Origin of the sequence: Myceligenerans pegani (assembly GCF_014892515.1) — a bacterium.
In the GTDB taxonomy this organism is placed as follows: domain Bacteria; phylum Actinomycetota; class Actinomycetes; order Actinomycetales; family Cellulomonadaceae; genus Myceligenerans; species Myceligenerans pegani.
Genome location: NZ_JADBGR010000054.1, coordinates 1 through 25,221, shown reverse-complemented (window position 1 = coordinate 25,221; position 25,221 = coordinate 1). Strand labels below are relative to the sequence as shown.

General features: G+C 73.4%; 24 protein-coding genes. 12 read left to right on the top strand and 12 right to left on the bottom strand.

Going from position 1 to position 25,221, the window contains the following annotated elements; genetic code table 11:
- Entirely contained in the window at positions 1-975 is a 975-nt protein-coding gene (locus tag IIE03_RS04220) for a helix-turn-helix transcriptional regulator (protein ID WP_192861502.1), read from the bottom strand.
- Positions 968-2,164: a helix-turn-helix transcriptional regulator gene (locus IIE03_RS04215; RefSeq protein ID WP_192861501.1), complete on the bottom strand. Its 1,197-nt coding sequence runs from the start codon at positions 2,162-2,164 to the stop codon at positions 968-970. The genes IIE03_RS04220 and IIE03_RS04215 overlap by 8 nt, the downstream gene beginning before the upstream one ends.
- Positions 2,165-2,188: 24 nt before the next feature.
- On the opposite strand from IIE03_RS04215, the gene IIE03_RS04210 reads away from it, so the two are divergent.
- Genes IIE03_RS04210 through IIE03_RS04185 form a run of 6 tightly spaced genes read left to right on the top strand, consistent with a single transcriptional unit; the run spans position 2,189 to position 7,529 of the window.
- Positions 2,189-3,433 carry a DUF3866 family protein gene (locus tag IIE03_RS04210; protein ID WP_192861500.1) on the top strand — a complete coding sequence of 415 codons (1,245 nt, stop codon included), beginning with the start codon at positions 2,189-2,191 and terminating at the stop codon, positions 3,431-3,433.
- Between the two features lie 8 nt (positions 3,434-3,441).
- The gene (locus IIE03_RS26635) at positions 3,442-4,122 is read left to right on the top strand and encodes a DUF4129 domain-containing protein (RefSeq protein WP_192861499.1); all 681 of its coding nucleotides are present in this window, start codon (positions 3,442-3,444) and stop codon (positions 4,120-4,122) included.
- Positions 4,119-4,580 carry a hypothetical protein gene (locus IIE03_RS04200; protein ID WP_192861498.1) on the top strand — a complete coding sequence of 154 codons (462 nt, stop codon included), beginning with the start codon at positions 4,119-4,121 and terminating at the stop codon, positions 4,578-4,580. The genes IIE03_RS26635 and IIE03_RS04200 overlap by 4 nt, the downstream gene beginning before the upstream one ends.
- Complete coding sequence (locus IIE03_RS04195) at positions 4,577-5,599, top strand: AAA family ATPase (protein WP_192861497.1); 1,023 nt, start codon at positions 4,577-4,579, stop codon at positions 5,597-5,599. The genes IIE03_RS04200 and IIE03_RS04195 overlap by 4 nt, the downstream gene beginning before the upstream one ends.
- A complete protein-coding gene (locus tag IIE03_RS26630) occupies positions 5,596-6,909 on the top strand; it encodes a DUF58 domain-containing protein (RefSeq protein ID WP_192861496.1) in 1,314 nt (437 codons plus the stop codon). Before IIE03_RS04195 ends, IIE03_RS26630 begins: the two co-directional genes overlap by 4 nt.
- Positions 6,906-7,529 (top strand): hypothetical protein, encoded by a 624-nt coding sequence (locus tag IIE03_RS04185; RefSeq protein WP_192861495.1) that lies wholly within the window; start codon positions 6,906-6,908, stop codon positions 7,527-7,529. The genes IIE03_RS26630 and IIE03_RS04185 overlap by 4 nt, the downstream gene beginning before the upstream one ends.
- Here IIE03_RS04185 and thpD read toward each other — a convergent pair.
- The 4 genes from thpD to ectA all read right to left on the bottom strand — a co-directional run bounded on the left by thpD (position 7,513) and on the right by ectA (position 10,877).
- On the bottom strand, positions 7,513-8,412 hold the full coding sequence (gene thpD / locus IIE03_RS04180) for an ectoine hydroxylase (RefSeq protein WP_192861494.1): 900 nt from the start codon (positions 8,410-8,412) through the stop codon (positions 7,513-7,515). The two genes, IIE03_RS04185 and thpD, sit on opposite strands and share 17 nt — an antisense overlap.
- A gap of 76 nt (positions 8,413-8,488) precedes the next feature.
- A complete protein-coding gene (locus tag IIE03_RS04175) occupies positions 8,489-8,902 on the bottom strand; it encodes an ectoine synthase (RefSeq protein WP_192861493.1) in 414 nt (137 codons plus the stop codon).
- 123 nt (positions 8,903-9,025) lie between these two features.
- Positions 9,026-10,300, bottom strand: coding sequence for a diaminobutyrate--2-oxoglutarate transaminase (gene ectB, locus IIE03_RS04170; protein WP_192861492.1), 1,275 nt, complete (start codon positions 10,298-10,300; stop codon positions 9,026-9,028).
- A gap of 100 nt (positions 10,301-10,400) precedes the next feature.
- Entirely contained in the window at positions 10,401-10,877 is a 477-nt protein-coding gene (gene ectA / locus IIE03_RS04165) for a diaminobutyrate acetyltransferase (protein ID WP_318842791.1), read from the bottom strand.
- Between the two features lie 151 nt (positions 10,878-11,028).
- Between ectA and IIE03_RS26625 the strand changes: the two genes are divergently transcribed.
- Positions 11,029-11,715: a GNAT family N-acetyltransferase gene (locus IIE03_RS26625; RefSeq protein WP_318842790.1), complete on the top strand. Its 687-nt coding sequence runs from the start codon at positions 11,029-11,031 to the stop codon at positions 11,713-11,715.
- Positions 11,716-11,781: 66 nt separating this feature from the next.
- Here the strand turns inward: IIE03_RS26625 and IIE03_RS04155 are convergent, their stop codons facing one another.
- On the bottom strand, positions 11,782-12,447 hold the full coding sequence (locus tag IIE03_RS04155; protein WP_192861490.1) for a tyrosine-type recombinase/integrase: 666 nt from the start codon (positions 12,445-12,447) through the stop codon (positions 11,782-11,784).
- Positions 12,448-12,564: 117 nt separating this feature from the next.
- Here IIE03_RS04155 and IIE03_RS04150 point away from each other — a divergent pair, with 117 nt between their 5' ends.
- Both IIE03_RS04150 and IIE03_RS04145 read left to right on the top strand, forming a co-directional pair.
- Positions 12,565-13,227 carry an IMPACT family protein gene (locus IIE03_RS04150; protein ID WP_192861489.1) on the top strand — a complete coding sequence of 221 codons (663 nt, stop codon included), beginning with the start codon at positions 12,565-12,567 and terminating at the stop codon, positions 13,225-13,227.
- Between the two features lie 524 nt (positions 13,228-13,751).
- Positions 13,752-15,719 carry an HNH endonuclease signature motif containing protein gene (locus tag IIE03_RS04145; protein WP_192861488.1) on the top strand — a complete coding sequence of 656 codons (1,968 nt, stop codon included), beginning with the start codon at positions 13,752-13,754 and terminating at the stop codon, positions 15,717-15,719.
- A 159-nt stretch (positions 15,720-15,878) separates the two neighbouring features.
- Here the strand turns inward: IIE03_RS04145 and IIE03_RS04140 are convergent, their stop codons facing one another.
- From IIE03_RS04140 to IIE03_RS04120, 5 genes are all read right to left on the bottom strand, one after another.
- Positions 15,879-17,894 carry a M48 family metalloprotease gene (locus tag IIE03_RS04140; RefSeq protein WP_192861487.1) on the bottom strand — a complete coding sequence of 672 codons (2,016 nt, stop codon included), beginning with the start codon at positions 17,892-17,894 and terminating at the stop codon, positions 15,879-15,881.
- A 7-nt stretch (positions 17,895-17,901) separates the two neighbouring features.
- Positions 17,902-18,525, bottom strand: coding sequence for a LemA family protein (locus tag IIE03_RS04135; RefSeq protein WP_192861486.1), 624 nt, complete (start codon positions 18,523-18,525; stop codon positions 17,902-17,904).
- Between the two features lie 115 nt (positions 18,526-18,640).
- The gene (locus IIE03_RS04130; protein WP_192861485.1) at positions 18,641-20,086 is read right to left on the bottom strand and encodes a UTP--glucose-1-phosphate uridylyltransferase; all 1,446 of its coding nucleotides are present in this window, start codon (positions 20,084-20,086) and stop codon (positions 18,641-18,643) included.
- A gap of 29 nt (positions 20,087-20,115) precedes the next feature.
- Positions 20,116-20,739 carry an L-threonylcarbamoyladenylate synthase gene (locus tag IIE03_RS04125; protein WP_192861484.1) on the bottom strand — a complete coding sequence of 208 codons (624 nt, stop codon included), beginning with the start codon at positions 20,737-20,739 and terminating at the stop codon, positions 20,116-20,118.
- A 34-nt stretch (positions 20,740-20,773) separates the two neighbouring features.
- The gene (locus IIE03_RS04120; RefSeq protein WP_192861483.1) at positions 20,774-21,799 is read right to left on the bottom strand and encodes a threonine ammonia-lyase; all 1,026 of its coding nucleotides are present in this window, start codon (positions 21,797-21,799) and stop codon (positions 20,774-20,776) included.
- Positions 21,800-21,895: 96 nt separating this feature from the next.
- Between IIE03_RS04120 and IIE03_RS04115 the strand changes: the two genes are divergently transcribed.
- The 3 genes from IIE03_RS04115 to IIE03_RS04105 form a co-directional block, all read left to right on the top strand.
- Positions 21,896-22,849: a LysR family transcriptional regulator gene (locus tag IIE03_RS04115; protein WP_192861482.1), complete on the top strand. Its 954-nt coding sequence runs from the start codon at positions 21,896-21,898 to the stop codon at positions 22,847-22,849.
- A gap of 40 nt (positions 22,850-22,889) precedes the next feature.
- The gene (locus IIE03_RS04110) at positions 22,890-24,455 is read left to right on the top strand and encodes a lipase maturation factor family protein (RefSeq protein WP_192861481.1); all 1,566 of its coding nucleotides are present in this window, start codon (positions 22,890-22,892) and stop codon (positions 24,453-24,455) included.
- Positions 24,456-24,539: 84 nt separating this feature from the next.
- On the top strand, positions 24,540-25,221 hold a 682-nt coding region (locus tag IIE03_RS04105), incomplete at its 3' end, for a T6SS immunity protein Tdi1 domain-containing protein (RefSeq protein WP_192861480.1).

Genomic DNA, 25,221 nt, shown 5'->3' with positions numbered 1-25,221 from the left:
CTACGCTCCCAGCCCGGCGGCGTCGTAGGCGGCGAGGGCCTCATCGGCGGCGGCGCGCACGTCGGCGGCGAGTTCCGGGGGCTGCACGGAGCGCACCTGGGTGGGGATCTCCAGCAGGATGCGGCGCAGCCAGTCGGGGTTGGTGACGTGCAGGGTGACCTCGAAGTCGCCGCCGGGCAGGTTGGTGACGGTCTCGACGGGCACCTCCTCGGCGAACCAGCGGGCCGAGGACGCGAGCACGAGCGTGGCCAGGGGCGCCTCGGCGGACGACACGCCGGACAGGTCGACCTCGCCGACACCCGCGTGCTCGGCCACCGGCTCGTCCAGGAGCGTCGCCGCGAGGATGCGGTCCACGCGGAAGGTGCGCGGCCCGCCGGCGCGGTGGCACCAGGACGCGAGGTAGGAGTGGTCACCGGTGGTCTGCAGCCGCACCGGGTCGATCTCCCGCTCGCTGGTGGCGTCGGAGCCGGACACGTAGCGGATCCGCAGTCGCCGCCGGGCACGCAGCGCCGTGCCGAGCGTCGCCACCACCTGGGGGTCACCGCCCGCGGCGAGCCGCACGTCCAGCGCGTCAGCCGCCTCACCGGTCGCGTCGGTGAGCTTCCTCAGCGCGGACTCCACCAGCTCGGACCGGGCCGGGTCCGTGGCCACCGCGTCCAGCTCCCGCATCGCGCGCAGCGCCGCGACGAGCGCGACCGCCTCGCTCGGACCCAGCCGCAACGGCCGCGTCATGCCCCGCGACTCCGTCAGCCGCACCACTCCCGACTCGATCGACTGCGCGTCGAAGTCGATCAGGTCGTCCGGCCAGTAGCCCGGCGTGCCCGACACCCACAGCGCGTCCACGTCGGCGTGGATCTGCGCGGGACTCACCCCGAACCGTGCCGCCAGCTGCGTGACCGGCACCGGCCCCGCACCGTCGAGATAGGCGACCAGCCCCAGCAGCCGCACCAACCGGTCGTCCGCGCGCTCAGCCACGCCCGCCTCCTCGTCCGCCCTCTCGTACGTCCCGTTCCCCCGGCCCGGCCACGGCACCCGGCTCCCCCGCCGCCGGCTCGCCGCCCTCCTCGCCGCCCTCCTCGTCACCGGCCCCCGCCTGCCCGATGCCGGTCCCGGCCGCCAGGCGCAGCCGGCGCAGCACCTCCTCGCGCAGCTCCGGCGGATCCAGCACCAGCACCGCCGCACCGTACCCGGCCAGGTGCGCGCCCATACCGTAGACGCTGCGGAACGGCACCTCCACGACGTCCCGCGGATCCTCCCTCGGGAAGGTGCGCCCCGCACCCGGCTCGTCGATCTGCTTGCCGCGCGTGCGCAGCTCGGCGGCCCGCTCGGGCCGGATCGCGAGCAGCGCCGTGCGCATCGGCACCTCCCGGGACCGGCCCAGCATCCGGTCGGTGTCCAGCCCGGGCGGCACCTCGAACGCGCCCGCCGGGCCGGACAGGCGCACGCGCCCCTCGATCCGCGACAGCCGGAACACGCGCGGCGCGTCCCGCTCCAGGTCGTGACACAGCAGGTACCAGCCACCGCCCCGCGCCGCGATCCGCCACGGCCACACCCGGCGCGTACGCACCTGACCGTCCGACGCCGCCCGGTACCGGAACGACGCCGCCCGCCGCTGCGAGATCGCCTCCAGCAGCGGCCCGTACGCGTCCCCCACCGCCCGCACCCGCGGCGCCAGCCCCGCCAGCACGTCCCCCGCCGAACCATCCGTCCCGCCCTCGACCGGCGCGCCCGCCGCCCGCAGCTTCACCAGCGCGCGCGTGATGTCCGTCCGCAACGTCTTGTCCGCCCAGAACTGCGCCGCCAGCGACAGCACACCCAGCTCCGCGGGCGTCAGGTCGATCTGACCCAGCGCGTACGCGTCCTGATCGATCCGGTACCCGACCTCGTCGGTGTGACCTCCCAGCCCCACCGTCGAGACCGGGATGCCCAGCGACCGCAGCGTGTCCTTGTCCCGCTCGAACATCCGGAAGAACGCGTCGTCGCTCGACGCGTCCGCATACCCCGCCACCGCCGCCCGCACCTGGGTACGCGTCATCGCCACATCGGTGTTCACCAGGGCGATCACCAGATTCAGCATGCGCTCGGCAGGATTCAGCGCAGGAGTCGGGTCAGGTGTCAGGTCAGGAGTCACGGCATCTGCGGGGGTAGCGGTCGAAGCGGGCATCGGCACAACGGTAGCCTCGGATGCGTGATCACGTGGCGCATCGGCACCGTTCTGTCCACAGGCAAGCGCTGGCGCGGCGCCACCGAACTCACCGTCACCCTCGACAGACCCCTCACCGAAACCCCCGGCGACACCCCCGTCCACGAGGTCCGCGCCCTCGCCTACACCCACCTCGTGGGCGACCCCGAACCCGGCGACGCCCTCCTGGTCAACGTCTCCGCCCTCGCCCGCGGCCTCGGCACCGGCGGCTACGCCCTCGTCGTCGGCCCCGCCTCCCGCCTCGGCGAACCTCTCACCGACCTGCCCGCCGACCCACCACCCGGCCCCGGCCACCTTGTCAAGGCCCGCTACACCCCCCTGCAGACCCTCGTGCTCGGCGTCGACGAACAGGAATCACCCCACCACGACACCCTCCGCGACGCCGACACCCTCGACGGCATGCCCGTCGTCACCGCCGACCTCCACTCCGCCCTGCCCGCCGTCATCGCCGGCACCCGCCACGCCGCCGCCCTCGCCGGACAACCCCCGCCCCGCATCGCCTACGTCATGACCGACGGCGGTGCCCTGCCCGCCGCGTTCTCCCGCACCGTCGCCGCCCTGCGCGAAGCCCAATGGCTCGACACGTGCATCACCGCCGGACAGGCCTACGGCGGCGACCTCGAGTCCGTCACCGTCCACACCGGCCTCCTCGCCGCCCACCACGTCGCCCACGCCGACATCGCCGTCGTCGTCCAGGGCCCCGGCAACCTCGGCACCGGCACCCGCTGGGGCTACTCCGGCGTCGCCGCCGGCGAAGCCGTCAACGCCACCGCCGCCCTCGGCGGACACCCCGTCGCCTCCCTGCGCGTCTCCGGCGCCGACCCCCGCCCCCGCCACCGCGGCATCTCCCACCACTCCCTGACCGCCTACGCACGCGTGGCGCTCGCGGCGGCCGACGTGCCCGTCCCGGACCCGGCACCGGGGGTGGAGGCGATGCCGGGGTGGGGCGGGGACCTCACGGAACGCGTCCGGGAGCAGGCGGCCACCCTGGCCGGTCGGCACCGCCTGATCGACGTGGCCGCCGACGACGCCCTGGTCGCCGTCCTGCGCACGTCCCCGGCGGGGCTGCGCACCATGGGCCGCGGCCTGGACGAGGACCCGGCGTCGTTCGTCGCCGCCGCCGTCGCCGGCATCCACGCCCAGCGGCTCGTCACCGGCCCCGCCACCGGCCCTGTCGACGGCCCCGCCACCCGCCCGGGCACACCCCCGGGCGCCCGCCCGGCCGCATGAGGCGGCCCGTGACCGCCACGGTCCTGCTGGTCCTGGTCGTCCTCGCGGCGGCCGCGGCCACGCCCTGGGTCGCCGCCCCGCCCCGGATGCCGGCGATCCTGCCCACGAACCCGGCCGATCTCCCGAGCATGCCGCCCGTGCCGACGGCGTCGCCGACCCCCGCCCCGCAGGAGTACCTGAACGACACCGCCCGGAACCTCATCGGGATCGCACTGCTCCTGGTGCTCCTCGCGCTGCTCGCCTGGATCGGCACGGTCATCGCCCGCCGCATGATCGACCGGTACCAGCCCGGGACCACCGTCCCCGAGGAGACGCCCGCACCCGGGGGAACCGTCACCGCGACCCCGGACGAGCTCACGGCCGCCGTGCAGGACGCCGTCGAACAGGCCCTGGCCGTCGTCGACCGGGCACGCGGGGTGCCGCGCGACGCCGTCGTCGCCGCCTGGGTCGCCCTCGAGGACGCCGCCGCGGCCCACGGCACCGAGCGGGACCCCGCCGACACCCCGACCGAGTTCACCGCCGCGCTCCTGGCCGCCACACCGGCACCCGCCGCCGACATCCGCACGCTGCGCGCCCTGTACCAGCGCGCCCGGTTCACCACCCGTCCCGTCACCGACGACGACGTGGCGGCGGCCCGCGCGGCGCTCGCCGGTATCGCCCGCGCGCTCGACCGGGCGGGTGCGCGATGACGCGGCCCGGGACGATCGTCGTCGCGGTGCTCCTGCTGCTCGGTGGCGCGGCCGCCGCGGTCACGGGCGCGCTGGAGTGGACCCACGCCCTCGCGGGCGCGGTCGTAGCCGCCACGCTGGTCGCGGTGTACCGGGACACCGCGACGGCCGCGGAGGACCCCGGCTGGCGGCATCCCCGCGGGGAGGCACGCCCCGGCGGCCGGCACGAGGTCTCGGACCTGGGCTGGTCCATGCTCGACGGCCGGGGCCGCGTCAGGGACCGGGTCGTACGCCGTGTCCGCGATCTCGCGGCCGCCCGGCTGCGCCGCGCCGGACGCGACCCCGCCAGCCTCGACGTCGACCTCGGCGTCGACCTGCGCGCCCGCCCCACCCTCCGCACCCTGGTGACCTGGCTCGACGCGATCGAACGCCTTCCCGACGCGCCCGACACCCCCGACGAAAGAGGGCCCCGCGCATGACCGACCCGCACACGCCGTCCGGCACCCTGCCCGACGTCCCGCCCCGCATCGACCCGATGCCCGCCGCCGACGTCGCCGCGCTGGCCGCCCGCGTGCTCGCCGAGGTGCGCACCGCCGTCGTCGGCATGACCGAGACCCTGCCGGTCGCGCTGGCCACCATCCTCGCCAGCGGGCACGTCCTGTTCGAGGACGTGCCCGGCCTCGGCAAGACCCTGGCCGCCCGCTCCCTGGCGAGCGCGCTCGGCCTGGACTTCGCCCGCCTCCAGTGCACCCCGGACCTGCTGCCCAGCGACATCACCGGCTCCGCCGTCTTCGACCCCGGCACCCGCACCTTCGAGTTCCGGCCCGGCCCCGTGTTCACCGGCCTGTTCCTCGCCGACGAGATCAACCGCACCGCACCCAAGACCCAGTCCGCCCTGCTGGAGGCCATGGCCGAACGACAGGTCTCCGTCGAGGGCACCAGCCACCCCCTGCCGAGCCCCTTCCACGTGCTGGCCACCTCCAACCCCGTCGAGTACGAGGGCACCTACCCGCTGCCCGAGGCGCAGCTCGACCGGTTCATGGTCCGCCTCGCCATCGGCTACCCCGACCCCGGCCAGGAGAGCGACATCGTCCTGAACCGGCTCGCCCGCCGCGCCGAGGCCGCGCCCGTCGCCCGCGTCACCGACCCCGCCACGGTCCTCGCCATGCAGGCGGGGGTCGAGACCGTCGAGGTCGACCCCGACGTCGTGCGCTACTGCGTCGACCTCGTCGCCGCCACCCGCGCCCACCAGGCCCTCGAGGTCGGCGCCTCGCCCCGCGGATCAGCCAACCTCGTCCTCGTCGCCCGCGCCCTGGCCGTCATCGAGGGCCGCGACCACGTCCTGCCCGAGGACGTCAAACGCGTCGCAGTACCCGTCCTCGCCCACCGACTCACCCTCACCCCCGACGCCTGGGCCCAGGCCACCCGCCCCGAGGACATCGTCACCGGACTCCTGCGCACCGTCCCCACCCCCGCCGCCACCCGGACCGGCCCGTGACCCCGCCCCAGACCCCGCCCGCCTGGACCGCCACCACCACCCGCCGCGCCGGCCTCGTCACCGGCGTCGTCCTGCTCGCCGCCGCCACCCTCGCCGCACGACCCGACATCGCCCTCCTCGCCGTCCCCGTCCTCCTGACCACCCTCTGGTCCGGCACCGGCCCCCGCCAGGCCACCACCGCCCACCTCCACGAACCCGACGGCGAGACCCGCGCCGGAGAACTCACCGCCACCCTCACCCTCCACCCCGCCACCCACGCCACCCTCACCCACCTCCGCGTCACCGCACCCGGCCACCGCGAGACCCAGACCGTCCTCGCCACCCCCCACCCCCGCGACATCCCCCTCCGACTCACCTCCGTCCGCACCGGCCCCCAGGACACCTTCGACATCGCCCTGCGCGCCTACGACACCACCGGCGTCTGGGAACAACCGCAGACCGACCTCCACGCCCGCCCCCGCCTCGTCCTGCCCGGCACCACACCACTCGGCCCCGTCCCCCTCCCCGACGCCCTCCGCGGACTCACCGGACCCCACACCTCCCGCCGCCTCGGCGACGGCACCGAACTACGCGACATCCACCCCTTCCGACCCGGCGACCGCCTGCGCCGCATCGACTGGCGCGCCACCGCACGCCGCTCCCCCGACCTCGACCACCTGTACGTCCGGCGCACCCACGCCACCGCCGAGGCCACCGCCATGCTCGTCCTCGACTCCCGCGACGACGTCGGACCCGACATCCGCACCTGGCGCGGCCACGGCACCCGCCGCCGCGACGAAGCCACCTCCCTCGACCTCGCCCGCCACGCCGCCGCCTCCATCGCCCGCCAACTCCTCGAGACCGGCGACCGCGTCGCCATGGAAGACCTCGCCCGACGACGACGCCCCGTCCCACCCGCCTCCGGACGCCGCCACCTGCGCCGCCTCACCCACGGCCTCGCCCTCGCCCACCCCGTCAGCGACCGCGCCGCCAGCCACACCCTCCGCCCACCCCAGATCCCCGCCGGCGCCATCGTCTACCTCTTCACCACCCTCCTCGACGACGACACCACCCGCCTCGTCCACGCCTGGCGCACCCTCGGCCACCCCGTCGTCGTCATCGACACCCTCCCCGCACTCCACCCCATCCACCTCCCCCACCACCGCATCGCCTGGCGCATCACCCGCCTCGAACGCGACGACCGCATCACCGCCCTGCGCCGATCCGGCACACCCGTCGTCCACTGGGCCGGCCACACCACCGCCGCCCGCACCCGGCTCCACGCCCTCGCACGAACCCACCGCCGCCGACCCGCCGGGAGGACGACATGAACACCCCCCGCAGACCCCACCGCCGCCGGACCCCGCCCGCCGACGCCCGCCCCGGCGGACCCGGCCTGCGCGACGCACCCCTCCCCCGCGTCACCACCACCACCGGCCCCACCCTCCCCGGCTGGCTCTTCCCCCTCGCCCAGACCCTCACCGCCGCCCCACTCCTCGCCACCGCCGCACCCACCACCTGGCTCGACCACGGCCTCTTCCTCACCACCCTCGCCGCCCTCACCGCCCTCGTCCTCCTCCGACCCACCGCCGGCACCGCCGGCCTCCTGCTCACCACCACCGGAGCACTCCTGTGGATCTCCGGCGACGGCCCCCTCGACCCCCGCGCACTCTGGCTCGCCCCCACCGGCTACCTCCTGTGGCGCGCCACCTGGTGGGCCGCACACGTCCCACCCACCGCCCGCGTCGAGACCGCCGCGGCGCTCGCGGGATGGCGGCGGGCCGTCGTCGTCCTGGGCGCGACGGAACTCCTGGCGGTGGCAGCCTGGGCCGTCACGACGCTCCCGGGGGCGGGCGCGGCGATCCTGGTGGGCGCGCTGGCCCTGGCGGCGCTGACGTTCCTGGCCCTCCCACGAGACGCCGGAGGCGCTCCCGTCAGGGGACCGGGGTGAAGTCCCGGGCGCCCAGGTACTCGGGGCGGCGCGGCTTGCCGGTGAACGGCTCGACGGGCTCGTTCTCGACCGAGTTGTACACGAAGTAGAGCGTCGAGCTCGGGTACGGGGAGATGTTGCCGCCGGATCCGTGCATGCTGTTGCAGTCGAACAGCACCGCGCTGCCGGGGACGCCCTCGAGCACCTCGATGCCGTGCCGGTCGGCGAGCTGGGCCAGCGCGGCCGGGCTCGGCGTGCCGGACCCGTGCATGTCGAGGAGCGCCTTCTCCTCCTGGGTGGGCACGATGTCGCCGCACGACACGTAGGTCGTGTGGGAACCGGGCATGATCATCAGCGGGCTGTTGAACGAGTGGAACTCGCTCAGCGAGATCGTGAAGCTCACCGCGCGCATGCGGGGCATCCCGTCCTCGGCGTGCCACGTCTCGAAGTCCGAGTGCCAGTACACGTCGTCGCCGGTGAGCCCGGGCTTGGAGTTCGCCCCGCTCTGGTGGATGTACACGTCGCTGCCGAGGATCTGGCGGGCGCGGTCCACCAGGCGAGGGTCGTGCGCGACGTCGCGGAACACCTCGCTGGTGCGGTGGACGCCGAAGATGGAGCGCACCTCCTCGCGGGAGGGCTCCACGATCGTGCTGTCCTGCGCGAGGATCTCAGGGTCGCAGGACATGCGCTCGAACTCGTCGCCGAGCTCGGCCACCTCGGCAGGGCTGAGGAACTCGTCGAACGTGAGGTAGCCGTTCGCGGCGAAGTCCTCCAGCTCGGGCTCGTCGAGCGGGCCGTCGTCAGCGGTGCCGTGGACCACGAAGTCTTCCCGCGGCATCAGGAGGAACTCACCCCCCGTTCGTGTGGGATAGACGTCAGCGATCTTCTCGCTCGACTGGGTCATGTGCGTTCTCCTCCTGGACTGGAACGGGCGCAGTGCTCGCCGGGCGGGTGGACGGCTCCGGCGAGCACGGCAGGTCTCAGGCGCCGGGCGTCGGTTCGTCCTCCGTGATCAGGGGGTAGACGCCGTTCTCGTCGTGCACCTCGCGGCCGGTGACCGGGGGGTTGAACACGCACGCCATGCGCAGGTCGGTCTTGGCGCGGACCGTGTGCTTCTCGTTGCCGTCGAGCAGGTAGCACATGCCGTCCCGGATCGGGTGGACCTCTCCGGTCTCGCGGTTGACGAGCTCGCCCTCGCCGCCGACGCAGTACACCGACTCGATGTGGTTCGCGTACCAGAAGTCGCTCTCGGTCCCGGCGTACAGGATCGTCTCGTGGAAGGAGAAGCCGACGCCCTCCTTGGCCAGGACGATGCGGCGGCTGCGCCAGTTCCCGTTCTCCGGGGTGACGTCGCGGTCGGTGCCGTCGAGGTCCTCGACGTAGGTGATCTTCACGGCGGGTGTTCTCGTTTCTGCGGTTCGGGGCGGAGCCGGTGCGGCCCCGCCGGGGAATGCTGCCGGGGACGACGGCGGACCCGGGGCCCGCCGTCGTCGGTTCGCGTGATGGAGCCCGCGGCCTCAGGCGACGGTCTCGACGGGAGTCCCGAGCACGTCGGCGGTGGCGCCGGCGATGATGCCGAGCCCGCGCCGGACCTCCTCGGAGGTGATGGTCAGCGGCGGCATCGTCTTGAGGACCTCGCTCTCGGGGCCGGACGTCTCCACCAGCAGCCCGCGCTGGAACGCCGCCGCGGCGATCTTCCCGGCGGCCTCCTTGTCCGGGAACTCGATGCCGGTGAGCATGCCGCGGCCCTTGACCACGGCGTTCTCGTAGCCGTCCGCGATCTGCTGCAGGCCGTCCCGCAGCTCGGCGGCACGTTCCCGGACCTGCTTCTCGAAGGCGTCGTCGGCCCAGAACTTCTTCAGCGCGGCCGCGCCGGTCACGAATGCCGGGTTGTGGCCGCGGAACGTGCCGTTGTGCTCGCCGGGCTCCCACTGGTCGAGGTCGGGGCGCACCAGGGTGAGGGCCATGGGCAGGCCGTAGCCGGACAGGGCCTTGGACAGGCACACGATGTCGGGGGTGATGCCGGCTTCCTCGAAGCTGAAGTAGGTGCCGGTCCGGCCGACGCCGGCCTGCACGTCGTCGACGATCAGCAGGATCTCGTGCGCCTTGCACAGGTCCGCCAGCGCGCGCAGCCACTCGGGGCGGGCGGCGTTCAGGCCGCCCTCGCCCTGGACGGTCTCCACGATGATCGCGGCCGGCAGGTCGACGCCGGAACCGCTGTCCTCGAGCACGCGCTCCAGCCAGAGGAAGTCCTCGACGGCACCCGAGAAGTAGTTGTCGTACGGAATCTTCGAGGTGTTGGTCAGGGGAAGACCGGCGCCCTGGCGCTTCATCGAGTTGCCCGTCACCGACAGCGCACCGAGCGTCATGCCGTGGAACGCGTTCGTGAACGACAGGATGTGCTGGCGCCCGGTCACCTTGCGGGCGAGCTTGAGCGCGCTCTCGACCGAGTTGGTGCCCGTCGGGCCGGGGAACATCACCTTGTAGTCGAGGCCCCGGGGCCGCAGGACGTAGTCCCGGAAGTTCGCGAGGAACTCCCGCTTGGCGACGGTGTGCATGTCGAGGGAGTGCACGATCGCGCCGGAGCGCAGGTAGTCGATCAGCGGCTCGGTGAGCTCGGGGTGGTTGTGCCCGTAGTTCAACACGCCGGCACCGGCGAAGAAGTCGAGGTACTCCCTCCCGTCCTCCGTCGTGACCGTGGATCCCTCCGCGGTCGCGAGCACGACCGGCCAGTTCCTGCAGTAGCTGCGGACCTGCGATTCGAGCTCGTCGAAGATGGTGGTCTGGGACATGGGGTATCGCTCCCGGGCATGGTTGTCACCGCGGTCTGCGCCGTGCGGCAGCCGACGGTAGGTCTCGTGTGGATCGAGCGTGAGGGGTCGAGGATGGTTGTCAGGCCGCTGGAGCGACCGGGCCGATACGGAACAGGTGCTCCGTGTCGTGCCCTCCTCCGAGGATCTCCTCGGTGAAGAGGGGCGTGCGTTCGACGGCGGCGCCACGCGCCTGCGCGAACGAGGTGAACAGTGCGATCGACGCCGCGTTGTCCGCGGTGATGGTGGTCTCCAGATGTGTGCACCGTGGCGCGGCGGAGACCACGTGGTCGAGCATCCTGGCGGCCAGCCGACGCCCGCGGAACGCGGCGTCGACCGCGACCTGCCACACCATCAGCGTGGTGGGCTCGTCGGGACGGACGTAGCCGGTGAGAAAACCGGCCGGCTGTCCGTCGACCGTCGCGATCACCGACGTGGCGGCGAAGTCACGGGCCCACAGCACATAGGCGTAGGACGAATTGAGATCGAGCGTCCTGGAATCCCTGGCGATCCGCCACATGGCGGAACCGTCGTGGATGGTGGGCTCCTTCAGTCCCACGTCCTCGCTGGTCCGTGCTTCGTTATGGTCTTCGTCGGAGGGCTGCATCGCCCATCAACCGTAACGGACTTTATTGACACTGTCATGTCGCCGTCACAATTCGGCAACAAGATGTGGGCGATCCCACGGCTCGAATCGTTATTGTTCCCCTGTGATCGCCAACCACCGCGGCAGCGGCTCAACAATCCGGCCCTACCAGCCCAATGACCGGGATTCCGTCACGGAGATCTGCGTCCGGACGGCGGCCGGCGGGCAGGACGCCCGGGGCATCTACTCCGACGACATGCTGATGCCCGAGGTGTACTGCCTGCCGTACGTGACGTACGCGCCGGACCTGGCATGGGTGGTGGACGACGGCGGGGCGGGACACCCTGCCGGTGCACCGGCAGGGGGTTCGGGCGGCGTCGTCGGCTACGTCGTCGCCGTGGCCGACACGCGCGAGTTCGTCGACTGGTACGAGACCGAGTGGGCACCGGGCTTCCGCGCCCGGCACCCCCGGCCCGGACCGATGGGCCGGGACTACCGGTACACCGAGGAGGCGCTGGTCCGCGACGGCGGCGACCCGGGCCGCATGCTGCGCGGGATCACCCCGGCAGAACTGGCGGACCACCCGGCGCACCTGCACATCGACCTGCTGCCGGAGGGACAGCGCCGAGGCCTGGGCCGTCGCCTGCTGGACACGCTGCGCGCAGCCTTGGCCGAGCGTGGTGTCCCGGGGGTGCACCTGGGCATGGACCCGGCGAACACGGGAGCCCGGGCCTTCTACGACGCCTACGGCTTCCACGAGCTGCCGTCCCACCGTCCGGACACGCCGCTGCTGGGCATCAGGACCCGCTGAGGCGCGTCGACGAGCAGACCCACCTGACGACGCGCGAACCCGCCCCGGCGAGAAGGCACTCGCGGGCTAACGTGCCGCGGCGCCCCGCGGCACGCCCTCCGCCACGACGCCCTCCTCCCCCGCACCCGACTCCGTCCAGGCGCGGCGGACCTGCTCGAAGCGGGTCGGCAGCGGGGGCCGGGTCGCGCCGTACCTGGCGTTGGTGCGATGCACGAACCGCCGCCACGAGAGCACCAGCCCTTGCCGCGTGATCGGCAGGCCGCTCGCCACCGTGGTGCCGTTGTCGTGCGTGTGGTGCACGGTGAGCAGCAGTGCCCGCGGGACCGAACCCTCCAGCTCCACGGCCAGTTCCTCACGCACCGACATCCAGTGCCGGAGCAGCACCACCAGGTCCGCCGGCAGGCGATGCCGGCGCAGCACGCGGTGCTTGCCGTGCCGGACGGTGGCGACCCCCTCGCCCGCGCGCGCCGCCTCGGGCCCGAGATCGAGATCTTCCACCCGCATGCGCAGCAGATCGCCGTAGCGCGCGCCGGTGGCCCTGACCAGCCCCGTGATCACGGCCAGCCGAGCGGTCTCCGGCTTCGCGTCCGGGCGCATCGCCTCGGACGCCAGCTCGCGCCACACCCACTCGGCCTCCTCGAGCGTGACGGGCGGGCGCGGGTAGCGGGGTTCCGCGGTGGGGTTCTGTTCGTCCGGAGCTGTGGGCGGTGCGGGTGCATCGTTGCCGGTCATGGTGTGTAGCATAGCGCTTGGCACACTATTAATCGAGGAGCTGTCGAGGCGCGTCGAGAAGAGGTGGCCACCCCGGGCGCCGTCGTCGGCCCCCGGCACTCACGTAGGCTCGTCGCCGTGACCGAGCCCGCCCTTCCTCGCACCCTGGCCCGCCCGGTCGACCGCGAGCTGGTGACCAAGAAGTCGCGCTTCCTCGCCCACCTGGAACCGGTCGCCGACGGCGCGGCGGCGGACGCCGTCGTCGGCCGCATCAGGAAGGAGTTCTGGGACGCCCGTCACCACTGCGTGGCGATGGTGCTCGGGCCCCGGGCTGACCGGGCCCGCTCCTCCGACGACGGCGAACCCTCGGGCACCGCGGGCGTCCCGATGCTGGAGGTCCTCAGGCACCGCCACGTGACCGACGTCGTCGCCGTCGTGACCCGGTACTTCGGCGGGGTGAAACTCGGCGCGGGCGGGCTGGTGCGGGCGTACTCGGGTGCGGTCGCGGCGGCGCTCGACATCGCCGACGCCACGGGCGCGATGCTGCGGCGCGAGGTCCTGCACGAGATCGAGGTGGCGGTGCCGCACTCGGACGCCGGCCGGATCGACAACCTGCTGCGGGACTGGGCGGGATCCCACGGCTCGGTCGTGCAGGATCCCGTGTACGACGACGTCGCCCGGCTGCGGCTGCTCGTCCCCGGCGCCCACCTGGACGCGCTGCACGCCGACCTCGCGGCCGCGTCGGCGGGGAGCCTCTCCCCCGGCGTCGGCGACAGCCGTGTGGTGGACGTGCCGAGTTAGCTCGCCCGGCGCGTGCTCCCGGCGCTGCTCGCCGGGGCGTGGGCTGTGCGCGCAGGGAACGACTTCCTGCGGTGACGTCCCGGGCCGGGTCGACGTCCCGGGCCGGGTCGACGTCCCGGGCCGGGTCGACGTCCCGGGCCGGGCCGACGGCGTGGGGCTGCGCGTGTGAGGGCTGACGGCTGTCGGTGAGCCCGGCTACCGTTCGTGCCCGGAGGCCGGGCTCGGCTGCTGTTCGGGCTCGGGCGCCCGATCCGGCCGTATCTCGATCCGCTGTTCCTCGATCCCGCCGAGCGGTGGTGCGGCTGCCGGGAGGTGCTGGCGCTTCTCCTGAATCCGGCCCCTGACCTGCGGTGCGGATGTGTACCGACCCGAGGTGAGGGTTATCCACAGATTGGATGCCCCGGTGGCGGAACGCACCTGTCAACCATAGGATCGAACATGTAACCGTGACCTAGAGACCGGTGGCGAACGCAGCTGGTGCTCTCCGCAGGCAGACGAGCAGGCAGACGAGGGGGTGCGTACCGATGCAGGGTCCGGTGTTCCGTGACCACGGGATGTTCGACGACGGAGTGTTCGACGACGGCGCTGCGCGCACTCCTGGTTCCTTCGATCTCCGCTCTCCCGACTCCTGCGCACCAGACCCGTGCGCACCCGGCGCGTTCGAGGATGTGGAGGTGGTGGACGAGTTCGGTCTGCCGGTCCTGCCGCCGGAGCACACGGAGGCGGAGCTCGCGCGAATCCTGGCGACGAACCCGATGGACGATCCGGGGATCGCGGCCCATGCCGCACCATGGGAGCGCACCGGCCCGGACGGTCTGCCGGGCGAGACTCTGGATCCGGTCGATGTCCTGCTGGAGGAGGTGACGCGGCAGGCCCCGGACCCGATACCGGCCGCGGCGTTGCGCGACCTCACGCGGCCGGACCGGCTGGACCACCTGGCCGAGGAGGAGCTGCGCCACGTGGTGGCGGGCTGGGAGCGACTGATCTCCTGGGCCCGGGCCGGTCAGGCCAGCGCCGCGCGGGAACTGTTCGCGCGCACCGACGGCCCGCTGGCGCGGGACTCGGTGGCCGGGGAGATCACCGGTGAACTGCACGTCACCACCCATGAGGCGTGGCAGATCGCGATGCGGGGCGAGGGCACGGGCCTGTACCCGCAGCTGGCCGACGCGCTGGCCGCGGGACGGATCGATGCGAAGAAGACCGACACGTTCCTGCGTGCCGGCGCCGACCTGACCCCGCACGAGCGCGGTGAAGCTATCGACGACCTGCTCCCGGTCGCGCCGAAGCGCACCTGGAAGTGGATCAGCGAACAGCTGAACGCCCGCGCCGCCGGCCTGCACGGCACCAAGGCTCGCCGTCGCGATGTCACCGACCGCTGCAACGTGTGGGCCGAACAGGTCGGCCCCGGCCGCGGACGGATCGTCGCGGACCTGCCGGTCACCGACGCCGCGCTGACGTTCAACGCCGTCCAGGCCGCTGCCAAGGCCCTCAAGGACACCCCGGGCGAGACCCGGCCCCTGGGCGCGCTGCGTGCCGCCGCGTTCACCGCACTGGTGACCGGACGCCTCGTGCTGCCCTGCCCCGACCACGACACCGACGACCAGCCCGGCAACAAGCCGGGCGACGAGCCCGACAACGATAACCACACCGACAACCACACCGACGGTGCCGGTGATGGTGAGGGCATGCTCGTCACGCCGCCCAGCCTGGTCGCACCGGTCCTCGACACAGACCTGGTCCCCGTCCCCGAGGACCCGGACGGCGTACACCTGACCGGCCCCGCGACCGGCCCGGCAACCAGCCCAGTGACGAGCCCGGCGGCCGGTCCGGCAGGCACGCGCCTGCGCGTGATCGACGTCCCGGCAACGGTCCACGTGACCGTGGCGGCCACCATGCTCCTGGACCCCGCGGACACGACTCCGGGCATCCTGGACGGCATCGGCCCCGTCCCCGCCGACGACGCCGCACGCATCGCGGCCGACGGCACCTGGCGCCGCCTGCTGACCGACCCCGTCACCGGCGTCCTGACGGACTACTCGACCCGCACCTACACCCCCGGCAGCATCCTGCGCGCCGCCGTCGGCGCACGGGATGGCACCTGCCGATTCCCCGGCTGCGACCGGCCCGCCACCACCGGCGGCAGACCTGCCACCGACCTCGACCACATCGAGCCCTTCGACAAGGACCATCGCTGCCGACCCGGCGAACCCGGCCAGACACGAGCTACGAACCTGCACCCGTTGTGCAGAAAACACCACAACCTGAAGACGCATGCGACCTGGCAGGTCACCCGTGATCCCGACACCGGGATCACCCGCTGGACCGCACCCAGGGGTGCCACCATCCCCGTCGAACCCGCGATCGTCGACCCCGTCATCCGCTACGCACGCGCGCACGGCCTCACGATCGCGCAACCACCGCAAGACCGATCACCGGAAGGACAGGACATCGCCGCTCAAGACGACAGAGGCGACCAACGCCCACCGTTCTAGCCGCGCCCAAGAAACGCGACGCCGGCCCCCGATCACGACCCGTCACCATCACCACTACCATCTGACCCCTGGCCGCGACAGCCAACCGAACGGCGTCTGTTCCGGCCGGCACGCAGGTCGCTCGGGCAAGCCGTCGATCTGCCGATCGGACGAGACTGCTCAGGCGACCCGTCCCGGTGCCTGCGCGACCGGCGGCAGCGGGCAGTGGAGCATGGCGCAGATCGTGCGCAGCAGTTCGAGCTCGGAGACCGTCATCCGGCCGTCGTGGCCGATCACCGTCACGACCGCCTCGATCAACTGCTGCTTGGCGTGCGCGGGCATGCCGTCGAGCGCACCCCAGGTGTGCTCCAGAGCGACGACGCCGGCGGCAGGTGGGGCGTACGCGACCCCCCGCCAGTCGCCGGGTAGCCGCCCGAGCCCGGCGGCGAACGCTCGCGCAGCCGGCCTGGCGTCGTCGTGCCCGCTGTCGTCGTGCCCCGCGTCCGCGAGCACGGCGAGCAGTGTGGCGGTCGCTGTCCTGGCCGCCGCGACGGAGTACCGCTGCCCCGCCCAGGACGGGCGGTGGTGGCGCGCCTCGTGGAGTTGTTCGTGCAGCAGGCGCGACAGGCAGTACTCGACGACGTCCAGCCGCCCGTCCGCCGCGATCATGTCGTGCAGCGTGGCCATGATGGCGTCCTGCTGCTCGGGCGTGCGTCGCTGCAGCGCCGGGAACGCCAGCTCCGCGAGGGGCAGGCGCAGCTCGGGAGGCAGTCCGGTCAGCGCCTGCCCGGCCCGCCGCACCTCGTCGGCCGCGGCCTCGCCGAAGTGGCGCCCCACGGCTGCGAGCTGTGCCGCCCGCACGTCCGGGTGCGCGGACAGGACCAGCGCGAGCACCAGCGACACCGAGCCCTCGGTCTCGTGCGCGGACACCCGCAGATGCTCGGGGATCCGATCGAGCAGCCGGCCGGCACGGTCGAGCGCGTCGGGCTCGACGCCGCCGATCGCGGCGACCACGGCGGCAGGGTCGGCGGCCGCCCCGAGACCCGCTCCGGCGGGCGTCCGTGGCTCACCCGGCGCCCGGCTTCCCGGCGCCTGCGCCCCACCCGGGACGTGCCCCCGCCCCGGTGTCCCCGACCCCGACTGCCCCGACACCCGCGTGGACCCGTCGGCGAGCCCCATCGCCCGGTCCTCCGCCGCGCCCGACGGCGGCCTGGTCGCCCACTGCCGTCGCAACTGCTCCAGTTCCTCCGGCCGCGTGTTCGGCTCCAGCACGCGGATGCGATCGATCAGCGGCGGGTGCGTGGCCAGCATCTGCCCCTTGAGCCCCTTCGCGGAGCCGAACAGCATGTGGCCGACCTCGTCGGCCCGGGGATTGCGGACCGCCGAGCTCTCCTTCAGGCCGGCGATCTTCTTCAGCGCCCCGACGAGCCCCGCCGTCTGCCGGGTGTACTGGACCGCGGTCGCGTCGGCCAGGTACTCCCGCTGCCGCGAGACCGCCGCCTGGATGATGCGTCCGACGCCCATCCCGATCGCACCGGCGATGATCAGCGCCAGGCCGATCAGCGGCGTCGGGTTGCGGTTGCCACCGCGCACCAGCGTCAGTACGCGCCCGACGACGAACAGCACCAGCAGCCCGAACAGCAGCCCCATCAGCTTGATGTTGAGGCGCATGTCGCCGTTGACGACGTGGCTGAACTCGTGCGCGATCACGCCCTGCAACTCGTCGCGGTTGAGCCGGTCCAGGGACCCGCGCGTGACTGCGACGGCCGCGTCCGCCGGCGACCACCCGGCGGCGAACGCGTTGATGCCGCGCTCCTTCTCGAGCACGTACAGGGCGGGCACCGGCGTCCCGGACGCGATCGCGATCTCTTCCACCACGTTGCGCAGGCGCCGCAGGTCAGGGTCCCGGGTGTCCGGCGGCACCGCCGTGCCGCCGAGCGACTCCGCGACGCGCGCTCCCCCGCCACGACGCAGCGAGATCGACTTGAACAGCGACGACAGCCCGATGAGCGCGACCGTGAGGACACTCGCCACGACCAGGGCCGTCACGACGGTCTCGGCCGGGGATCCGACACCGATGACGAACCAGACGGCGAGGTCGACGACGGCGACCGTGCCGGCGACGGCGAGCGCGAACAGGACGACGAGCCGGACGGAGATGCGGCGGACCTGCCGTTGCCGCTCGAAGAAGTTCATGCGGTGCTCAGGCGGGGTAGTCGGGCAGGTCGAGGTCCACCTGCGGGGCCTCGCGCTGTGCCGGGTCCTCGATCTCGAAGAGGGCCGCCTCCGCGAAGCCGAACGGGCCGGCGAGGAGGCTTGCGGGGAACACCTCGCGCTTGTTGTTGTAGAACATCACGCCGTCGTTGTAGGCCTGGCGGGCGAACGCCACCTTGTTCTCGGTGGAGCGGAGGTCCTCCATCGCCTGCAGCAGCGCCTGGTTGGCCTTGAGATCGGGGTAGCTCTCGGTGAGGGCGATGAACCGGCCCATGGCCTGGGTCAGCATGTTCTCGCCCTCGGCGAGCGCCTGCATGGCGGCGGGATCGCCGGGGGCGGCGGAGGCGGCGGACTGGGCGTTCACCGCCTGGGACCGCGCCTGGATGACGGCCTCGAGCGTGGAGCGCTCGTGGACGAGCGAGCCCTTGGCGAGCTGGACGATGTTGGGGATGAGGTCGTGGCGTCGCTTGACCTGGACGTCGACCTGGGCCCAGGCGTTCTTGTAGGCGTTGCGGGCCCGGACGAGGCCGTTGTAGATCCCGGCCACCCACAACGCCAGCACGATGACGACGACGATGACGATCGCCAGCACGATGATTGTTCCGATGTCCATGACCGCTCTTCTCACTCGTCTCCGGCACGTTTCGGGCTCGCGGCCAACGTATACCAGGAGACCGACAGCGGTCCCGCAATGTGCGGGACCGCTGTCCGCGGGGCGTCCGGCCCGGTCACTCGATGCCGTCGGGCCCCACGGTGGCGCCGTCGGGCACCCGGCCCGCCGCCCCGCCGGACGGTTCGGCCAGCGCCGCCTTCCCGACCGCGGTCACGTCGGAGCCGAACGTCCAGTCGCCGGCGACCGTGAGCGACTCCGCGTCCGCCAGCGACGGCGCGCCGGCCTCGAACCGGGCCGTGAAGTCGTCGATGAGCTTGTAGTAGCGCTTGTCCAGGTCGACGAGGGGCGCGGACTCGCCGGCCGCGGCGTCGAACGTCGCGTTCAGCCGGAAGTCCTCGCCCAGGGTGTACACGTCGGAGCGGAGCAGCAGCAGGTCGTTCGTCGTCTTGACCGGGAGGAAGCGGCTGCGGGGAACCTCGATCGCCGTCGCGCCCTCGAAGACGCGGACGGCCGCGCCCATCGCGGACTCGATCTGTACCACCGCGGGCGAGGAGGCGTCCGACGGGTCGACCGTCTTCTCGTTGCGGATGAGGGGGAGCTCCAGCACGCCGCCGGTGCGGTCCAGCTCCGCGCCGAGCGCCTCGAGGTCGAACCAGAGGTTGTTGGTGTGGAAGTACGGGTGGCGCCCGGCGTCCAGCGCGAAGGCCATGTCGTCGGGGTGGGTCTGGGCGGTCTCGCGCTGGACGATGCGGCCGTCGGACCGGCGGCGCACGAGCTGCCCGCCCTTGACGTCGGCGGGCGTCTTGGCGCACATCTCCGCGGCGTAGGGTGCGCCGGAGGCGGCGAACCAGCCCGCGATGTCGGCGTCGGGTGCGGCCCCCAGGTTGTCGGAGTTGGAGACGGACAGATACCGGAAACCGGCGTCGAGCAGCCGGGTGACGATGCCGTTGGCGTGCAGGGCGGCGTAGAGGTCGCCGTGACCGGGCGGGCACCATTCGAGCGTCGGGTCCGCGTCCCAGCGGACGGGCTCGAGGGTGTCGGCGAGCAGCTTGGGCTCGCGGTTCTGGAGGAAGTCCAGCGGCAGGCCGTCGACGGCGAGGTCGGGGTACCTGCCGAGTGCCGCGAGTGTGTCGTCGCTGGTCCGGAACGAGTCCATGAGGATGAGCGGGAGGCGCGCGCCGGTCGCCCGGCGCGCGGCCCGGATCTGCCCGGCGATGATGTCGAGGAAGCTCAGGACCGTGCCGTCCGCCGCGACCCGGACCGGCAGGAGGCTCTTGGCGCGGTCCATGCCCATGGAGGTGCCGAGGCCGCCGTTGAGCTTGCAGACGGCCGTCCGGCCGAGGGCCTCGGCGGCCGCGCCGGGGTCGATGTCGAGGTCGGCGTGGCGCGGGATGCCGGTGAGGGGTTCGACGTCGTCCTCGCGGATGAGGCCGGTCTCGCCGGAGGTCAGGATCCCGTAGAACCTCGTGAACGTCTCGATGGCCGCGGGCGCCACGCCCGCCTCCGTCATCTTGTCCCGTGCCTGCTGGAGGCCGTGCGGCTGTGCGGTCGCGTCGCTCATGGCGCCAGGTTATGCGACGGGCGGCCGGGTCACGCGAACCGTCCGGGATCCCCGGCGCCCTCGCGGACGATCTCGGGGTAGCCGCCCGACCAGTCGACCACCGTCGTGGGTTCGGCGGCCCCGGTCTCGCCGTCGTCCAGGACCACGTCCACGACCCTGTCGAGGGTCTCCTTCACCGCGTACCCGTCCACCATCGGCTCGGTCTCGCCGGGCAGGATGAGGGTCGAGGACAGCAGCGGCTCGCCGAGCTCGCGCAGCAGGGCGGCGACGACGCGATGGTCGGGGATGCGCACGCCGACCGTCTTCTTCCTCGGGTGGGCGAGGCGGCGCGGCACCTCGGCGGTGGCGGGCAGGATGAAGGTGTAGGGGCCGGGCGTGGCGGCCTTGATCGCGCGGAACGCGCTGTTGTCGAGCTTGACGAGCCGGCCCATCTGGGCGAAGTCGGCGCACACCAGCGTGAAGTGGTGGTGGGCGTCGAGGCGGCGGATCTCCCGGATCCGCCCGACGGCGTCGTGGTTGCCGATACCCGCCCCGAGGGCGTAGCCGGAGTCGGTCGGGTAGGCCACGAGGCCGGCGTCGCGGAGCGTGGCGACGGTCCGGGCGATGTTGCGCGGCTGCGGGTCTCTCGGGTGGACCTCGAGGTAGCTGGCCATGGGGCGACGCTACTCCCCGGGTGAGCCGTTCGTCTCAGGCGAGCGGTGTCGCCGCGGGTTCCCCGAGGGCCCGGCGGAGTTCGGCGCCGGACGCGTTGCCGCCGCTGCAGACGACCCCGACGCGCCGTCCCGCGAAGCGTTCGGGGTACCGGACGACGGCGGCCAGCGCGGCCGCGCCCGCCCCCTCGGCGACGGTGCGGGCCGCGGTGAGGTAGGAGTACTGGGCGGCGGAGATCTCGTCGTCCGACACGAGCAGGAAGTCGGCGAGGTGCTCGCGCAGGACCGACTGGGTGAGGCTGAAGCCCGCCCCGGTCGCGAGCCCTTCGGCGCGGGTCGCGGCGGGCCGCTCGACGAGCTCGCCGCACCGCCAGGAGTCGTGTGCGGCGGGCGCGGCGTCGGACTGCACGCCGATCACCTCGAGGTGCGGCGCGATCGCCGCGGCGACGAGGCACGCGGCGGCCGCGCCCGAGCCGCCGCCGACGGGGACGACGAGCGCGTCGAGGTCCGGTGTCTGCTGCAACAGCTCGAGGTAGCCGGTGGCGACGCCGGCGACGAGGGCCGGCTCGTTGGCGGCCGACACGAGCCGGGCTCCGTCTCGGGCGGCGAGGTGCGCGGCGTGGCCGGCGGCCTCGGTGAGCGACCGGCCGGCGAGCTCGAGGCGCGCGCCGAGCGCCCGCACAGCGCGTACCTTGAGCGGGTTCGGCGGCGTCGGGCCGGCCGGCATGACGATCGTGGCCGGCGCGCCGGTGTGCCGTGCGGCGTACGCCTGCGCCTGGGCATGGTTCCCGGTGGAGTAGGCGACCACGCCGCGCTCGCGCTCCCCCGGCGTCATCGACAGCAGGAGGTTGAGGGCGCCGCGTACCTTGAACGAACCCGTGTGCTGCAGGTTCTCGTGCTTGACGACGACGTGCGCGCCGGTGGCGGCGTCGAGCTCGGGGTAGGAGGTGGCCGGGGTGCGCACGACGAGGTGCTCGATCCGCGCGCGGGCGGAGAGCACGTCGCGCATCCCGGGCGCGGCCTGGGCGGCGGTGGCTGTCACGGCGGTGGGTGCGGCGGTCATGCCCCACACTCTCCCCCGGCACCAACCCATAGGTCCAATACGAGGTTTCGTCGGAACATATAGTCATCACCGATGCAAGGGGCGTAGGCTGGTCCCATGCCCGCAGACCTCGACCTGACCCGGCTGCGTGTCCTCGCGGCCGTCGCCCGCACCGGCTCCGTGACATCGGCGGCCCGCGTGCTCGGCTACGCGCAGCCGTCGGTCAGCCACCACCTGTCCCGTCTGGAGTCCGAGGCCGGGATCCCGCTGCTGCAGCGCGCCGGCCGCGGCGTCCGCCTCACCGAGGCCGGCCGTCTCCTGGCGGACCGCGCCGAGGAGATCCTGGCCCGTGTCGACGGCGCCGCCCGTGAGCTCGAGGCCCTCGCCGAGATGCGCGCCGGGCGGGCCCGTCTCGCCGCCTTCCCCTCCGCGCTCGCCACGATCGTCCCCGCCGCCGTCGCGAACCTCCGCGACGACCTCCCCGGCCTGGCCGTCGGCCTGCTCGAGGCCGAGCCGCCCGAGGCCGTCGACGCGCTGCGCGCCGGGAAGGTCGACGTCGCGCTCGTCTTCGAGCACACCGACGTCGCGCACACCCGCAGCATCGAGGACCTGTCCCGCTTCGAGGTGACCGACGTCTTCGACGAACCCGTGCACCTCGTGCGCTCGGTCGCCGACGCGCCCGCGGACGCCACCGGCGGCGTGTCCGACCCGCCCTCCCTCGCGACCCTGGCCGACGCCGACTGGATCGCGGGGTGCGAACGATGTCGCGCCGACCTGCTGGCCCGCTGCGCCCAGGCCGGGTTCGCGCCCCGGATCGCGTTCGAGACGGACGACTACGTCGCCATCCAGGCGCTCGTCGCGTCCGGGGCCGGGGTGAGCACCGTCCCGGCCCTCACGCTGCGGGCGCACCGCGACCCGGGCGTGGTGACCGCTCCCCTGCCGGGCGCCATCCGGCGGATCATGGCCCTCACCATCGGAGCGCCCACGCCCCCCGCGCGCGAGCTCATCGCCCGGCTGGCCGCGGTAGGGCGGAGCTTCGCCGACGAGGATCTGCTCGCCGCCGCGTCCTGACCCGCCCTGCGCACCGACCTGCCGACCCGGAGGAGCGCCGATGCCCGACTGGCTGAGTTGGTGGACGACCAGCGACTACGACGTGGCGCGGCAGGTGCTCCAGCGCGGGTTCGGCGCGCTCTACGTCGTCGCGTTCTGGGGGGTGCTGCGCCAGTTCCGCCCGCTGTGCGGCGCGCACGGCCTCACCCCCGCGCCTCGCCGTCTGGCGGCCACGACCTGGCGCGACGGCCCGAGCCTGTTCCGCGTGCGCTACTCCGACCGGCTCCTCGTGGTCGTCGCGTGGTGCGGGATCGCGCTCGGCGCGGCGGCCGTCGTCGGGCTGCCGCAGGCCGGGGACTGGTGGGTGCCGATGCTCTGCTTCGGCGCGCTGTGGTTCGGGTACCTGTCCGTGGTGCACGCCGGAGGACGGTTCTACGGGTACGGCTGGGAGACGCTGCTGTGCGAGGCGGGGTTCCTGGTCGCCTTCCTGGGCTCGCCGGGATCGTTCGGCACGGACGACGGCGTCGCCACGCCGTTCCTCACGATCCTGGCCGTGCGCTGGCTGCTGTTCCGCATCGAGCTCGGCGCCGGGCTCATCAAGTGGCGCGGCGACCCCGCCTGGCGCGACCTGACCGCGCTCGACTACCACCACGAGACCCAGCCCATGCCCGGCCCGTTCTCCTGGCACGCCCATCACCTGCCGCGCTGGTGGCACCGGTTCGAGGTGGCGGGGAACCACGTGACGCAGCTCGGCCTGCCGTGGCTCCTGTTCCTGCCCCAGCCGTTCGCCTCGGTGGCGGGCATCGCCGTCGTGCTGACGCAGGGCTGGCTCGTGGTCACCGGAAACTTCGCGTGGCTCAACTGGGCCACGATCCTCCTGGGGCTCGGCGTGATCTCGGACGGCACGTGGGAGTGGCTGCTGGGCTGGACCGGGCTTCCCGTGGCAGCCGTCGCCGGGCCGTCCGGGCAGCACGCCGCCGCCGCGGCCGACGCGCCCGTGGCCTACGTGGTCGTGGTCAGTGCCGCGATCCTGCTGCTGGCCGTCCTGTCCGTGCGGCCCGCGCTCAACCTGGCCTCCCCGCACCAGCGCATGAACGCGTCGTTCGAGCCGTTCCGGCTGGTCAACACCTACGGGGCGTTCGGGTCGATGACGAAGCAGCGGATCGAGATCGTCGTCGAGGGGACGGACGCCGACGCGCCCGGTGGCGGGCCGCCCTCCGATCCTGCCGCGTGGAGAGAGGCCGACGAACCCGCGGCGAGCGACCCGCCCTCCGATCCTGCCGCGTGGAAGGAATACGAGTTCCGCGGCAAGCCCGGCGACCCGGCGCGCCGTCCGCCGCAGTGGGCGCCGTACCATCTCCGGCTCGACTGGCAGATGTGGTTCCTGCCCCTCGGTCACTCCGCGGACTGGTTCGTCGTGCTGCTGCGCCGGCTCCTCGAGGCGGACCCGCCGACGCTCCGCCTGCTCCGCACGGACCCCTTCGACGGCGCCCGCCCTCGCTGGGTCCGCGCCGTCGCCTGGCGCTACCGGTACACGACCCCCGCCGAGCGCGCCGAGACAGGCCACTGGTGGGTCCGCGAGGCCCCGCGCGTCGTCGTGCAGCCCATGCGGGCGAACCGCGTGTAACACGCTCGTAAAACGGTTGCGGACAGAAGGGATATGTCCGTCGCAGTCCTTTTTTTCAGAGTGTGATCATGGCAACATCGAGGTGTGCACCTGATCCGAGAGTTCGCCCCTGTCGCCTACGACTTCGCTCTCGCCTCGTGGGGTTGGCTCGGCGTCACCGATCAGGTGCCCAGGTTCGCGTCGTGCTTCGGGGACATCTTCCTGGAATCGCCGAAAGGCTGGTGGTTCCTGGACACGGTCGAGGGCACGCTCGAGCTGCAGTGGCGCAGCATGGACGAGATGTTCGCGGAGCTCGAGTCGGCGGACGGCCGGGCCGAGTACCTGCTGGAGGAGACCCTGCACCAGGCCGAGGGCCGCGGCATGACCCTCGCCGACGACGAGGTCTTCGCCTTCGTCCCCCCGCCCGCCGTGACCGGTTCGATGGCGGTGGAGAACCTCGCGCCCCTCCGCTTCGCGATCGCCGCGAGCCTCTCGGGCCGCATCCACCAGGAGCTGCGCATCGCCGCGACGCCGGCCCTGCCCGCGGCGCCGACGCACACGCAGTACACCCCGCGGCCGGCGGCCCACGCCGCGCCGGAGCCGTACACGCCCCGGACGTGGTCCGCGCCGACGCCGCAGGCGCCCGCGCCGGTCACCCCGACGGTCGCGCCGGTGGCTCCCGCGGCCGCGACCCTCCCGCGCGAGCCGTACACACCCCGGCCCTACACACCCCCGACCTGGTCCACGCCGACGCCGCAGGCGCCCGCCCCCCGTAACCCGGCGCACG